Annotated in this window: 9 protein-coding genes and 2 pseudogenes; 3 read left to right on the top strand and 8 right to left on the bottom strand. The window is 57.0% G+C overall.

Annotated features, from left to right (window positions below):
* Window positions 1-83: 83 nt before the first annotated feature.
* Both RX328_RS10805 and alr read right to left on the bottom strand, forming a co-directional pair.
* Window positions 84-896, bottom strand: coding sequence for a metallophosphoesterase (locus RX328_RS10805; RefSeq protein WP_213256652.1), 813 nt, complete (start codon window positions 894-896; stop codon window positions 84-86).
* A 29-nt stretch (window positions 897-925) separates the two neighbouring features.
* Window positions 926-2,125, bottom strand: a complete 1,200-nt coding sequence (gene alr, locus RX328_RS10800; protein ID WP_213256650.1) for an alanine racemase — start codon at window positions 2,123-2,125, stop codon at window positions 926-928.
* Between the two features lie 197 nt (window positions 2,126-2,322).
* Between alr and RX328_RS10795 the strand changes: the two genes are divergently transcribed.
* A complete protein-coding gene (locus RX328_RS10795; RefSeq protein WP_213256648.1) occupies window positions 2,323-3,384 on the top strand; it encodes a threonine/serine dehydratase in 1,062 nt (353 codons plus the stop codon).
* A gap of 131 nt (window positions 3,385-3,515) precedes the next feature.
* Here RX328_RS10795 and RX328_RS10790 read toward each other — a convergent pair.
* The 5 genes and pseudogenes from RX328_RS10790 to RX328_RS10770 all read right to left on the bottom strand — a co-directional run bounded on the left by RX328_RS10790 (window position 3,516) and on the right by RX328_RS10770 (window position 9,206).
* Window positions 3,516-4,558 (bottom strand): annotated as a pseudogene (locus tag RX328_RS10790) (IS481 family transposase).
* A gap of 346 nt (window positions 4,559-4,904) precedes the next feature.
* Window positions 4,905-6,173, bottom strand: coding sequence for an extracellular solute-binding protein (locus tag RX328_RS10785; protein ID WP_213257221.1), 1,269 nt, complete (start codon window positions 6,171-6,173; stop codon window positions 4,905-4,907).
* 32 nt (window positions 6,174-6,205) lie between these two features.
* On the bottom strand, window positions 6,206-7,054 hold the full coding sequence (locus RX328_RS10780) for a carbohydrate ABC transporter permease (protein WP_213257220.1): 849 nt from the start codon (window positions 7,052-7,054) through the stop codon (window positions 6,206-6,208).
* Window positions 7,051-7,920, bottom strand: coding sequence for a sugar ABC transporter permease (locus RX328_RS10775; protein WP_312018165.1), 870 nt, complete (start codon window positions 7,918-7,920; stop codon window positions 7,051-7,053). The genes RX328_RS10780 and RX328_RS10775 overlap by 4 nt, the downstream gene beginning before the upstream one ends.
* A gap of 110 nt (window positions 7,921-8,030) precedes the next feature.
* A complete protein-coding gene (locus RX328_RS10770) occupies window positions 8,031-9,206 on the bottom strand; it encodes an ABC transporter ATP-binding protein (protein WP_213257216.1) in 1,176 nt (391 codons plus the stop codon).
* A gap of 451 nt (window positions 9,207-9,657) precedes the next feature.
* Here RX328_RS10770 and RX328_RS10765 point away from each other — a divergent pair.
* Window positions 9,658-10,562: pseudogene (locus tag RX328_RS10765) on the top strand (LysR family transcriptional regulator).
* A gap of 156 nt (window positions 10,563-10,718) precedes the next feature.
* Window positions 10,719-11,591 carry a phosphonopyruvate hydrolase gene (locus tag RX328_RS10760; protein ID WP_213257214.1) on the top strand — a complete coding sequence of 291 codons (873 nt, stop codon included), beginning with the start codon at window positions 10,719-10,721 and terminating at the stop codon, window positions 11,589-11,591.
* Window positions 11,592-11,899: 308 nt separating this feature from the next.
* On the opposite strand, the gene RX328_RS10755 is transcribed toward RX328_RS10760, so the two are convergent.
* Complete coding sequence (locus RX328_RS10755; protein WP_213257212.1) at window positions 11,900-13,114, bottom strand: DcaP family trimeric outer membrane transporter; 1,215 nt, start codon at window positions 13,112-13,114, stop codon at window positions 11,900-11,902.
* Window positions 13,115-13,140 lie beyond the last annotated feature (26 nt).

Raw genomic sequence — 13,140 nt, 5'->3', positions numbered from 1 at the left:
AAAAGAGCATCAGCCGGTCCGGCAACCCGCTGATTCTCTTTTCCGACGTCTGAGCTATGCACTCGTAGCCGACGCGTCAGCCTTCACGCCGCAATTTCGGGCTCGCGAATTGAGCGACCGCTATAGGCGATCAGTGGGTAGGGATTGAGAACATCCTGGAAATGCAGGACGCTTTCGCCACCATTAATGAGAAGAATACCTAGCTGGGCCGGTCCGCTTCGGTAGTTCGGTTTCGCCGGAAGCATCTCAAAATCATTTTCGTAACATGTCCCGTGCAATGTTGTCCAGGTGACTCCATTCCAGTGGCCAGAGGATGCTCTATGCGTATGGCCGAGAAAAATGTGGCGTACCGATCGAGCCTCATTGAGCACCGTCAGGAAATCATCGGCTTGGCGGACCATGGAGTGATCGTTCCAGAACCCAGTCCTAAATGGCGGATGATGCATGAAGATATAGACCGGCTTTACTCCAGCTTTGGATAACTCTCGCTTCAGCCAATCAAGCTTCTCGTTGCAGTAGTCGCCTTCGTGTTCGCCGGTTCGACCAGTATCGAGAAAGAGCAGTGTCTCGGTCGCGGTTTCAAGAGAACTCTGGATATATCCTCTTTCGTCTCTTTCTAGATCCGGGTTAACGCGGAGAAACATGTCCCGATTGTCGTGGTTTCCAATGAGGAAGCGCACAGGCATCTTTAATGGCCGCACGCAATCCAAAAGCGTCCTGTACTCGTCTTCGGTCGGCGTGTCGGCGTTGTCGCCCATCATGACGCAAAGATCGGCATCGCCGGCAAGCTGTTGAGCTCTGTGAACGCAAAGTTCAAGCCGCTCGACCGGATCGACTCCTCGCACACGCTCGCCACGGACCTTGATATGAGGATCGGAGATAAGGATTATTTTCATGACCAGGGTATCTCGAAAGAGATCGGAAGCTACTGATGAAATACGCGGGTCAACCGCCCGCTCATCCTGACAAGGACGTCCGTTTGACCTGCCCCCTGCCAATGTGACAGATCCTCGAGGGTTATCTCTTCGTCACGGTCTTTGCCCAGAATGATAACGTCATCTCCGAGGCCGGCATCCGGAACTCCCGAGAGATCAACAACCGATAGCTCCGAATTAACTGCTAGAATTGGAGCCCTTACGCCATGGATCAGCACATAAGCAGTCTCACCGGACCTTGCGCCGGCATACCCGTCCCGGCGGCCGAACGGAATGACCCCAGTGATTCCGACAAACGGCGAGGTCGGCCTGCCATGCAGGCCTGTCGTCCGTCCAACCGTTTTGCCTGGAAAAGCAGGATGAACGTGTATCAGTTTTGTGCGGATTGATCGGCAGGCGGGGCGGAGGTTCGAGAAATCGGCAAGATCACGCGGCGCAGATGACTTCCCGTACAAAATACTGCCGAGCGAAACGGCGTTGCACTCGTCAGTAATTCCAAACACGACTCCGTTGCTCGCGCGCGCTTGGGTAATAGGCACCTTCAAACCGGATGCCCGTAGGTCGTCAATCAGTTTGCAGAACGCCGTCGTTTGCTGTTGCGCCCAATCACGGCCCGGCAGATCGGTGAATGGAAGGTGTGTATAAACGGCTTCGATTTCTATGTTTGCCAGACGCGCGATCCCGAGAATGGCATCCTTTGCGTGAGGCAAGGGAATCCCCAATCTGCCCCAACCTCCGTCGACCTTGATATGAACGCGGGTAGGACTGGTTGCAAAACGCGAAACTGCCCGCGCCAGTTCAATATTGTGGACACTCGGAATCAAACCATGCTCCAGGTATGCTGGGATTCCGTCGGGCAAGGTTGCCCCAAACATGATGAGATCCATTTTCGGCAAGGCTGCCCGGATGTGAACAGCCTCATCAAACGTGCCGCAGCACAGGGCGTCGACCCCTGCCGCAGCAAACCGCTGAGATACTTCCACGACGCCACATCCATAGGCGCTACTTTTCACGCAAGCATGTATACGAACGCCGGGTTCGAGCATGGATCTCACGACAGCGACATTGTGTTCCAGCGCTGCCAGATCGATTTCTATCCAATTCGCCCTTGTTAGGGCCACAGAGCCAAAAGATCGGGCGGCGATATTCTCGGCCGACTCAATTCGACTTGGGGTTGAGATCTTCAACATTCATTACCTCTCATGGCGTTCTAGGCATCAGCCGAGTTCTCTCGCTCACCGGCTGAGTTGCCGTCACACTTGACGGTGCAATCTGGCATAGCGGACTAACATGACAGATAGATGTCCACAAGTACGTACATGTTGACCGCCGGCGCCGATCTGGCTATCGAGAAACCTCACGACCTAACAGCGAGGTGGGGGTAACAATGAGAACCGGGGATGAACCAAGCATAGGAAGAAGCGCCGCCGAAATTTCTTGCCCATCGGCGCCAGTGGAGATGTTCAGCGATCTATCGGATTGGTTCATACAGCCGCCGACCTGTGATGACGTTCTGCGGGCGCGAAGGGAAATCGAAAATCATGTGCGCGTGACGCCGCTTCTGGAGAGCGAGAGTCTGAATCATAGTGTCGGCGGAAGAATTCTTGTGAAAGCGGAAGGACTACAAGTAACGGGAAGCTTCAAAACGCGCGGTGTGCTAAATCGACTAAGCTTCCTTCGTGCGGAGCAACTGCGGAATGAGGTCGTATGCTATTCTTCGGGGAACCATGGCCACGCCGTATCTTGGGCCTCAAGACGAAGGGACTGTAAGGCTTTAATTGTCATGCCACACGACGCACCTACCGTAAAGGTTGATGCGGTGCGCTCTTACGGAGCGGAAGTTCGGATGTATGATCGGCGCACTGAAGACCGGGAGGAAATTGTCAAAGAAATTGCTTTTGAGCGAAGTGCAACCATTATTCATCCGCACAATGACCGCGCAATTATTGCCGGTGCGGCGACCCTGGGCGTGGAAGTGCAGGTCCAAGCAAAGGAGATGGGACTCAAACTCGATGCTATCATCGCGGGATGTGGTGGAGGCGGGTTGGCCGCGGGATGCGCTATTGCTTGCCCCGCGCTTGAACTTTCGATCATCGAACCGCTAGGATTTGACGACATGGCTCGCAGTCTCAAGTTCGGCCATAGGGTACGCAATTCACCCGAGGCGACCAGTATTTGCGATGCGCTTCTCGCGCCGACTCCAAGCGATCTGCCCTTCCGAATTCTGTGTGGACGAAGTGTGCATAGTATGAGTGTCACTGATCATGAGGTCAGACTGGCGATGCGCTTTGCTGCGCGACATTTCGGATTAATCGCAGAGCCAGGTGGCATATTGCCACTTGCGGCCATCTTGGCCGGCCGTTTAAATGTCCGCGGCAGAACAAGCGTTGCGGTTATAAGTGGCTCGAACGTTGACCTTGAGACCTACACAGCAGCGTTGGCAGTGTAGCGATTAGCGCAGACATGCGGCCGAGGCCGGTTTGGCAGAGGTTGTGATCAAGTAACTTGTAAAAGTATGCACTTGACCTGACAACTGGCTCTTCGTCGTGGTGGGTGTCCGACGAAGATTTGTGTCCGGCGCTACGCGGCCGGCAGCAATTTCTCCTTCGCAATGGGCAGCGCGTCAAGGAAGGTTTGCATCGGTGTTTTTCCATAGCGCCATCGTCCCTGATGCGGGCGCGTTTCGTTGTACGCCGTCACCCAAACATCGAGATCATTCTGCAGCTCGTCGATGGTTCGATAGATCTTCTTGCGGAACGCCACACGATAGAACTCATCGAGCGCGGTTCGATGGAAGCGCTCGCAGATTCCGTTGGTCTGCGGGCTCTTGGTCTTGGTCCGCGTATGATCGATGTCCTCGACGGCGAGATAGAGATAGAGCTCGTAGTCGTGATGCTCGGGGTTGCCGCAATACTCGGTGCCACGATCCGTCAGCACCCGGCACAGTACAATACCGTGCTGTTCGAAGAACGGCAGCACCCGATCGTTCAGCATCTCCGCCGCGGTGATTGGCGTCTTGCGGTCGTAGAGCTTGGCGAAGACCACCTTGGTGTAGGTATCGATGAAGGTCTGCTGATAGATGCGGCCCACGCCCTTCATGTTGCCGACATAGAAGGTGTCCTGGGCGCCGCAATAGCCGGGACATTCGCTCTCGAACTCGCCATGGACCTCCTTCTCGGTCTTGGCTTTCTCCAGCGCCACGACCTGAGCTTCGGTGAGGACAAAGCCCTGCTGTGCCATCCTGGCTTCGAGCGCCTTGAGCCGCGTCTTGGTGTTCGCCAGATCGTGGCGCAACCAGACGCCCCGCACACCGAACGGCGAGATCGACAAGCCCTGTTTCTTCAGCTCGTTAGAAACACGCACCTGGCCCCAGGTCGGCTGTTCGATCGCCAGCGCCACCACTGCCGCTTCGATCTCAGGCGCGACACGGTTCTTGAGGATCGGCTTCTTCCGGCTGATCTCGGCAAGACCAGCTCGCCGCCTTTGTCGTACAGTTCCTTGAACCGGTAGAAGCTGTCGCGACTATATCCCATCATCTTGCAGGCCTGGCTGACATTGCCCAACTGCTTGGCCAGTTCCAACACCCCGACCTTCGCACGAATGACTTTCTGCTCTTGTGTCATGGTTGCATCTCCTGTGTGAGACGCTGCGGGGCAGCGCGGGAGCGCCAGTTCGGGTGAGCGCTCCCGCTCGCCCCGCAGCTCCATTCCCCACCAGTCCAAACCATTCTGTCAGATTAAGTCGAGACTTTTACAAGTAACTTAACTGACGATCGCTCTGCACCCAATTTTGGACAGCTGGAATCGATGTCTCGTGGCAACGTCGATCGAGTGTCAAGCTCACTCGGGATCCTCAGAAACACTCGCTCTCGCTTGGAGTCGTAAGCCGCGGGCAAGGTACATTCTCTGCAATCCCTGACTAGGAGCCGAACACGACCTCGCCCGCGTCGTGTTCGCTTGCGCAAATTCCTCAGTTGGTGCCCCGCACCAAGGGCTCGATTTCCTTCGTCAAGGCTTTTGCGGCGTCTTCCGGAGCCTCCTTCAGGGTCACGACCTGAAGCAGATGGTTGTTGACGATCGTCGGGATCCGCGCCGCTTGGGCGCCTGGCGGGGTGTACCAGCCGGTTGCAACGGCGAAATTGGCGAAAACTGCTTGAGCATTCGGGCGGTTGGCAATCCGGGCCTTGAGTTCATGGGACGCATCGATGGCCCGCTGGTTAGCAGGATAGTATCCGCTGCTTTCGGCAACGATCTGCTGGCCCTTCGGTCCCAGGGCGAAATCGATGAACTTCAGAGCAAGTTTTTGTTTGGCCGGCGTCGTCTTCAGAATGGATGCTACGGGACCGGAGGTCGGAACCGTTCCAACGCCCGGTTTGACGGGCAAAGGCATGGCGACCACCGTGAAGCGATTACCAGCAGCTTTCTCGGCCACGGTGATCGTCGAGCTAGTGCCGACGAGAATACCGATCGTTCCCGCACCGAATGCCTGACGCGCCTGATCCCGCGTCATCGCGGCCTTTGCCTGCCCCGCCTCACCGAAGCGCTTCAGAACCGTTAACGCCCGTAGCCCTTCGGGCGTGTCGATCTGCAGCTTGGTTTCAGCCTTGTCCATTACACTTCCGCCCTGCGACTGGAGAAGAAATAGAAAGGTAAACGCACCGGACGTATCTGCTTCGATGAAACCGCCGACCACCGGGGGGCCGAGCCGATCTATTTGTTTGGCCAGACTGAGAATCCCATCCCAATCCTCTGGCAGTGCGTTCGGATCCCCGCCTGCTTTGCGGACGAGCTCTGAATTAAACATCACGACAGGCGCCGAAACGCCCAGAGCAGCACCAAAAATCGCCTCTCCAACCCGCCCCTTCTCGCGCACGATCGGAGAAGCCTTGGCGAGTTCGAGATCCGGATTGGCAGCAAGGAGGGGATCGAGCGGTACAGCCAGCCCCCGGTCTGCATAGAGGCGCTGATTGCTACCAACCACCAACAGATCCGGTAGCACCTGACCGACCGTTTGACGGCGCAGAAGGTCCTGAGCAAGATCGTCATAGCTGCGTGGCCCCGGAGGAACGTTCACCTTGACGCCGGGATTGGCGGCTTCGAAGGCAGCCCCGATTGCCTCCAACAACTTCGTATTGTCGCTTCCGGCAGCAATTTCCAATGTTTCGGAAAATGCAGCGTTCGCGCCGAGCAAGGCTGCGGTGAAAGCGATGCTGCAAATCATTCGCTTGAAAGAATTCATGGGGCGGCTTCCTTTCCATTGGATTCGGCAGTTCACTTTACGGCTCCGCCGCTTAGTCCTTCGACGAACCAGCGCTGGGCGGCCAGAAAGGCGACGACGAGGGGCATAACAACGAGGGTGGATGCCGCCATGAGTGGGCCGTAATCGTTGCCGGCCTCCTCGTTCTTGAAGGCCATGATGCCAAGCGGAGGCGGCATCAGAGACTGGTCTCGCACCGCGATCAGCGGCCAGAAGAGATCGTTCCAGTGGCTGACCACCGAGAAAATCGAGAAGGCGATGACCGCCGGCAGCGCCATCGGCACCATGATCCTCCAGACGATGGCGAGTTCAGAAAGGCCGTCGAGGCGCGCGGCTTGGACCACGTCGTCGGGAATGGTCTTGAAGAACTGTCGGAACAAGAAGATGCCGAAGGGCGAGACAACATAGGGGAAGACCAGCGCCGCATAGGTGTTGAGAATGCCGAGCCGGTAGCCGAGGATGAACAGCGGCAGCGACAGCACCTGATGCGGCAGCAGCAGGCCGATCAGCACTAGGCCGAAGAGCAGGTCGCGGCCGGGAAACCGCAGCTTGGCGAGCGCATAGGCGCAAGGAGCGCAGACGAGGATCTGGAGCGCCAGGATGATCGCGCAGACGATCGCCCCGTTGCCCATGTAGCGCGGCAGCGGCGCTTCGGTCAGGGCCTTGGTGTAGTTCTCGACGCCGTAGAACTGAGCAGGCCAGAAGGAGAAGCTGGCCCGGAATATCTCGCTTGGCGGCTTGATTGACAGCGAAGCCATCCACACGAATGGGACGAGGATGAGGGCGCAGGTGACGAGCAACACGGCGTGGCGAAGAAGGGCGGCCGGGTGCGACAGGCGGTTGCTGGAGGTGGTGGCACTCATTGGTAATACACCTTCCTGTCCATGACGCGAGCCTGGACGAGGGTAAGCGTCACAACAATGGCGAGGAAGACGACGGCAACGGCGGCGCCATATCCGGTGCGCAGATATTCGAAGCTCTCGCGGTAGAGCGTGTAGAGCAGCACTTCGGAGGCGTGACCGGGCCCGCCCTGGGTGAGGATCTGGATCGTATCAAAGGCCTCGAACGCCCTCAGCGCCACGACGATGACGACGAACATCGAGACCGGCCCCAGCATCGGCAGCGTGACGGTGCGAATCCGGTCGAGCCAGAGGTCGGCGCCGTCGACGTCCGCCGCATCGTAGAGGTCCTGAGGAATGCTCTTGAGGCCGGCGAGGAACAGCACCATGGCGAAGCCGAGATTCTGCCAGATGCCGATGACAGCGAGCACCGGCAGGACAGTGTTCTCGTCGCGCAGCCAGTTGGCTGTTGGAATGCCAAGGGCGGCAAAGGTCTGGTTAACAAGGCCAATAGTGGGATGGAGCAAGGCTTCCCAAGAGATCGCCATCGCAGCTAATGTGGCCATGAACGGCAGAAAATGGATGGCGCGGTAAAGAGAGCGGCAGGAATCGCTGCTCTCTATCAGCAGCGCGATCAAAAGCCCGACAAGAACGCTTCCTGGAACAACAATCAGAACGTAGATGACGGTGTTGACGAGTGACGCTCGAAAAACTTCATCGAAGATGATTTCGTGAAAGTTTGCGAAGCCGACGAAGGAGAGAGAGCTGGCGCCGAACTTCCAGTCGGTAAGCGCTATGACAAAGACTCCGGCGACCGGCAGGAAGAACAGCAGGATGAGGAAGGTAAGGGCTGGCGCAGCGAGTGCCCAAGCCCAGAGCGCCTCATTCAACGCGTGCCTTTGTGCGGGCGAGCCGGCGCGCGATGGAGGTGGCCCCGCGGCCTCTTCCGATGACGTCAAAGGGTGCGCAGTCCGACTGATAAGAGAGTGGCGGACATTCATTACGCCCAGTCCCTGATCGGTGTAACTGATGCAGCGCCTGTCCCGTGCTGCAGACGAACCCGGCGACCGTCACGATCGAAAAGGAGCACATGGTCCGATCTGACGCTGACATGCAGTGTCTGTCCCGTAACAATATGAGGCGCGCGCTCGGCCGAAAGCCGGACTATCAATCGTTGCTCAACGCCGGCCACGTCGAGATAAACGAACATGTCGGAGCCCATATGCTCCACCATGCGCACCGACCCGGTGAGCACCCCTGGTCCGGGGTGGCCAGCAAACTGGAAGGCCTCTGGGCGAATGCCGATGGTGAGCTCGGTACCCAGCGGCATCTCAAACGCAACCGAAAGGATCGAGCCCGCTACATCGATCTCTCCATATTCGCGCACAACGGCGTTCAGCATGTTGATCTTCGGTGAACCAATGAATTCGGCAACCTGCCGGTCGCTGGGGTCAGCATAGATCTCCCGCGGTGGTGCGATCTGTAGCAGTTTGCCATCGAGCATCACGGCCACTCGATCGGAGAGTGTCATCGCTTCCGCCTGGTCGTGCGTGACGTAAACGAATGTCACTCCCAGACGCCGGTGCAATTCCTTGATCTCGGTGCGCATTTGGACGCGCAGCTTAGCATCGAGATTGCTGAGCGGCTCGTCCATCAGAAACACAGCCGGATGGCGTACCATGGCGCGGCCGACGGCGACGCGCTGGCGTTGGCCGCCGGATAGTTGGCCCGGCTTGCGATCCAATAGATGCGCAATTCCGAGCGCTTCCGCCGTTCGGGCGACCTCCATGTCGATCGCACTTCGGACACCGCTGGTGCCGGGCAGCCGCCGGCCGATCAGCGGTACACGCTGCCAGGAATTCAGTCGCCGCATCCGCAATGGAAGCGCCATATTCGCAGCGACCGTCATATGCGGATAAAGCGCATAGGACTGAAATACCATCGCCACGTCTCGCCGCTTGGGACGCAGTCCATCCACGACACGATCGCCGATCGCAACGCTGCCCGCGTCCTGACGCTCAAGTCCAGCGAGGATGCGCAACAACGTTGACTTTCCGCAACCTGACGGGCCAAGGAGCGTCAGGAACTCGCCATCTGCAATCGACAGAGAGACGTCGTTCAGCACAGTGGTGAGGCCGAATGATTTGTGAACGTTTCTGAGGATAATTCCACTCATTCGACGGATTCCCGCTTCCTCTCAGAAGCGACCGCTTCGAAAGACGATTTCTTGTGGCTTATCTCTCGAACAACGAAGGAAGGAGTGATCGCACGGAGTGAAACAGCCGTCTGGCTTCCACACGGCCGGTTCGCACGACGATCGTTTCGTGTGCTCGCAATTCGATGAGGACGAATAATACCGGCCGTCATTTCAGGCCGCACGAGGCCGCAATGATGTAAGTCAAACCCCTTAATTTGGAATGTCATGCCCCTATCCTTCCAGAACTCGTTTCTTGCGCCGAAGACAGGATCGACATCCGAGGCACGACGCAGAGGATCACGGCCCACGCGATATCGCTGGGAAGCAACAGTCCGGTGACATACATCGAATAATGTGATGGAATATCCTGATTTGGCGATGGATCGCCGTGAGAACTGGCCGCGAATCCACTAAGTTGCCGGAATAGAATATGCCTACCGAAGACGATGAAGTTCCGCTCAACGCGATCCGGGCGTTCGTGATGATCGCCCGCGAAGGAAGCGTAACGCGCGCGGCTAGCGCGTTGGGAACGACACAGAGCTCGGTCAGCCGCTACCTCGCCGTGCTGCAAGAGTATCTGGGCACAGACCTCATGAAACGACGCGGTAGGCGAAGCGAATTGACGGAGTTCGGAAGGCTTTTTGCAAACACAGTCGCCGAACCGCTGGATACGGTGTGCTTCACCGCCAAAAGAATGCGCCGGCGGAAACGGCCGGAAGCCAATCGGCTTGTGGTCCGTACGTCGCTCTCGACCTTCGCCTACTCTCTTCTGATTCCGAATCTCCAAGCATTCTCCGCTGAAACGGGCGGCGTAATCGTGGACGTGATTAGTTCGCTGTCCCTGCCGACATCCTCCGACGATTTCGACATCTTAATTACACGCGATCTTTCCATCATCGAACCGGCCGACGATTGGGAACTCTACAACGAGCAACTCGTGTGTGTGGGCTCTCCAAATCACGTAGGGGGAAAAAGTCTCTCAGTTGTTCGCTCAATGCCGATTCTGAACATCACATCCCGGCCCGACATACTGCCGACATGGCTGCGGGCGATGAACCTGACCTCAAAGGACATAAAGTCGGGAGCGCGATATGATCACAATTATCTTGCTCTACCGGCGGTCATGACTGGAAAATGCCTTCTGGTAGCGCCCGAAATTATTGTCAGCGATCTGGTGCGCGGGGGCGTTTTACATGTGATACTAGGATCGCGTACTTCCAGCGGCATGCAAGGGCCCATGCGGTGGACCGCAGTGACAATCCTGAAATCGCTCGTGCTTTTTGCCGGTGGCTAGCTCGCCTTTGTAAAAAGGCCGCCCTTCCGGAAGCTACTTAACATCGCATCAGGCTATCGAAATGTTTCAAAAATTCGATCAATGCATTTGATGGCGCACTCAATAGCTGAATACAGTGACAGCGATTGTCCATTCGTTTGCAACACAGAATGCTACAAAATAGCCTCAACGCCAACCTCACGTCCGGAGCCGCCGGGATGACGAGTGCAGCACGTCTCCGCGCCCGCATGGCCGAGCGAGACCTGGTGCACATCATGGCGGCGCATAGCCCCCTGTCGGCGATCCTAGCCGGCGAAGCCGGCTTCGATGGGATCTGGGCGTCCGGCTTCGAACTCTCCGCTCTTTATGGTCTGCCCGACGTGAGCCTTATCTCCATGACTCAGCACCTGGACATGGTCCGTGCGATGGCCGAGCATTCATCGCTTCCGATCGTCGCTGATATTGACACTGGCTTCGGCAACGCAATCAATGTGATCCATGCCTTGAAGCAATACGAGCGCGCCGGCGCCGCGGCGATCGTCATAGAGGACAAGACCTTTCCGAAGGTCACGAGCCTCATCGCAGATGGCCGCCAGGACCTGGTCCGAACGGAGGAGTTCGCGGGCAAGGTCCGCGCGGCCGTGACGACGCGCTCGGACCCGGACTTCCTCGTCATTGCACGCACTGAAGCGCTGATCGCCGGGCTTGGAGAGGCCGAGGCCCTGAGGCGGGCTGCGGCCTATGAGGAAGCTGGCGCGGACATGATCCTGATCCACTCAAAGCATAGGACGCCGGATGAGGTGGAGAGTTTTGTCCGCGCATGGGACGGCAATGCTCCGATTGTCATCGTACCGACCGCTTATCCGCAAATGACCGAACCGCGCATCCGCGCGCTTGGCAAAATCGGCATGGTGATCTATGGCAATCATGCAATCCGGGCCGCTGTCACCGCGATGAAGGACGTCTTTGCCCGCATCCGCGCTGACGGTGGCATCCACCACATCGACCGCGACATTGTGCCGGTAGAGGAAATTTTCCGGCTGCAGAGGATGGAAGCAGTCAAAGAGGACGAAGCTCGGTTTCTACGGTGATACCATTACTGCGCCATCGTTGAACGAACCCGTTATGGAAACGATGCCTTGACAGTTGACGCCAAGGGAAGACCGCTATTCCAGGGTCGCAGCGTATTGCGGTAACAGCCTCAAACAATCGAATATTAATTTGGCTACAACGAACAAACGTTTCGTCCCATCCTCTATTTGGACGACAAGGACCTATTTCGGTCTCCTCGGCAAGCCTTCTCCAGACCCTGTCATTGACCATCCCATTGCTTGTCCTTGTTGACAACGCTCTCTCGTAAGAGAGCGTTTCTGTTGTGTGCTCAGCCAGAAACGTTCGGTTAGAAACGAACAAGCACCATGCCCTGAATACGGTCAGCTGTTCCACCCACAACGCCGTTCGCGTCGGTAACCAACAGCATGCGCGATCCATGTAGATACTCGATCCCGAGGTCAACGGATGGCACAGGGCTGTAGATCAGATTGACACTTGTGGCCCACAAGCTCCTGTTGATCACACTCGAGGTTGTGGTGAATTGGGTGACATAGTTGGGATAGTTGAGGCTGGCGGCTGCAACAATGGCATTACTCTGTAGATTTGGAAGGAACTTATACTGCAGCCCAACAAGGCCAGCCGTCGCTGTTACCGTATCAATTTGAGCCCTTTGGGCCGTTACGCCGGACAGGCCAAAGTTGGTTACGGCGCCAACTCCTGTACTGACCGTGCTAAGATAACGACCGATACCGGATCCATGGTTTGCCGTCGCAAACAGTGTAAGACGCTTATCCAAAAGGTTGAGCGCACCGCTCGCGCCAATGCCATAGCCCAAAGTAGACGCGTCATATCGTTGCGCAGGAACAGCAGCCTCATTGTTGATCTCGATATTTCGAACCATGCCTCGCAGGGCGAAGAACCCGCTCTCTCCGCGCCACAGGACTCTCGCGGTAACATCTGGAGCCCCACTCAGGCTAAAGCCCGCGCCACCGTTAGAATCGGGATAGCTCGTTCCAGCGGTGCTTATGACGTCATAATACGGATTCTCCAAGCCCACACTAAGCGTCGTCGATCCAAAGCTCTTGCTGTATTGAACCGCTGCCTGGCGGACGGAGCTAGTTGCCGGCATGGTCCAATCAGAGACGCTGCGTAGCGGGTTGAGTGTTGATTCGCTGTAGAGCGAGTAGGTTTGCCCCGCAACTATGGAGCCCCAAGCATCAGCCTTTCCAAATTCTCCAAACGCTTGCCTAAGCCTTGTATTGAAACTCGATGCAGTTGTCTGACTCGTAAGATCAGACTGCCCCGCGAAATCAACCTCGAAGAAGGTACGTACAGTTCCAAAGCTTTCGCTAATCGGCGTCCTTACATCAAGATTCACTCGAGAATATCGAGCGCCAGCAGCAACATCTCCTGGTGTTCGAGCGCCCAGCGCCCCATTCGATAGCGGAATGGACGGAAGTGCAATTGTGTCAGATCTGTTGCGCGGCCCGAGATCTCCATAGAGATGGAGCTTTGCAAAGCCGTAAAGTTTGAAGGACGTGTCAGTTCCCGGAATTCGCATGCTCCCGGGGAAGCTTCCTTGCAATG

It is taken from the genome of Bradyrhizobium sp. sBnM-33 (genome assembly GCF_032917945.1).
GTDB lineage: Bacteria > Pseudomonadota > Alphaproteobacteria > Rhizobiales > Xanthobacteraceae > Bradyrhizobium.
Note: the sequence above shows the minus strand (reverse complement) of the source record. Positions and strands in the feature narration are given on the sequence as shown.

Excerpts from the sequence above, each read along its gene's own strand:
- RX328_RS10805 (WP_213256652.1), bottom strand. The coding sequence starts at position 896 with ATGAAAATAATCCTTATCTCCGATCCTCATATCAAGGTCCGTGGCGAG.
- alr (WP_213256650.1), bottom strand. The coding sequence starts at position 2,125 with ATGTTGAAGATCTCAACCCCAAGTCGAATTGAGTCGGCCGAGAATATC.
- RX328_RS10795 (WP_213256648.1), top strand. The coding sequence starts at position 2,323 with ATGAGAACCGGGGATGAACCAAGCATAGGAAGAAGCGCCGCCGAAATT.
- RX328_RS10785 (WP_213257221.1), bottom strand. The coding sequence starts at position 6,173 with ATGAATTCTTTCAAGCGAATGATTTGCAGCATCGCTTTCACCGCAGCC.
- RX328_RS10780 (WP_213257220.1), bottom strand. The coding sequence starts at position 7,054 with ATGAGTGCCACCACCTCCAGCAACCGCCTGTCGCACCCGGCCGCCCTT.
- RX328_RS10770 (WP_213257216.1), bottom strand. The coding sequence starts at position 9,206 with ATGAGTGGAATTATCCTCAGAAACGTTCACAAATCATTCGGCCTCACC.
- RX328_RS10760 (WP_213257214.1), top strand. The coding sequence starts at position 10,719 with ATGACGAGTGCAGCACGTCTCCGCGCCCGCATGGCCGAGCGAGACCTG.
- RX328_RS10755 (WP_213257212.1), bottom strand. The coding sequence starts at position 13,114 with ATGCGAATTCCGGGAACTGACACGTCCTTCAAACTTTACGGCTTTGCA.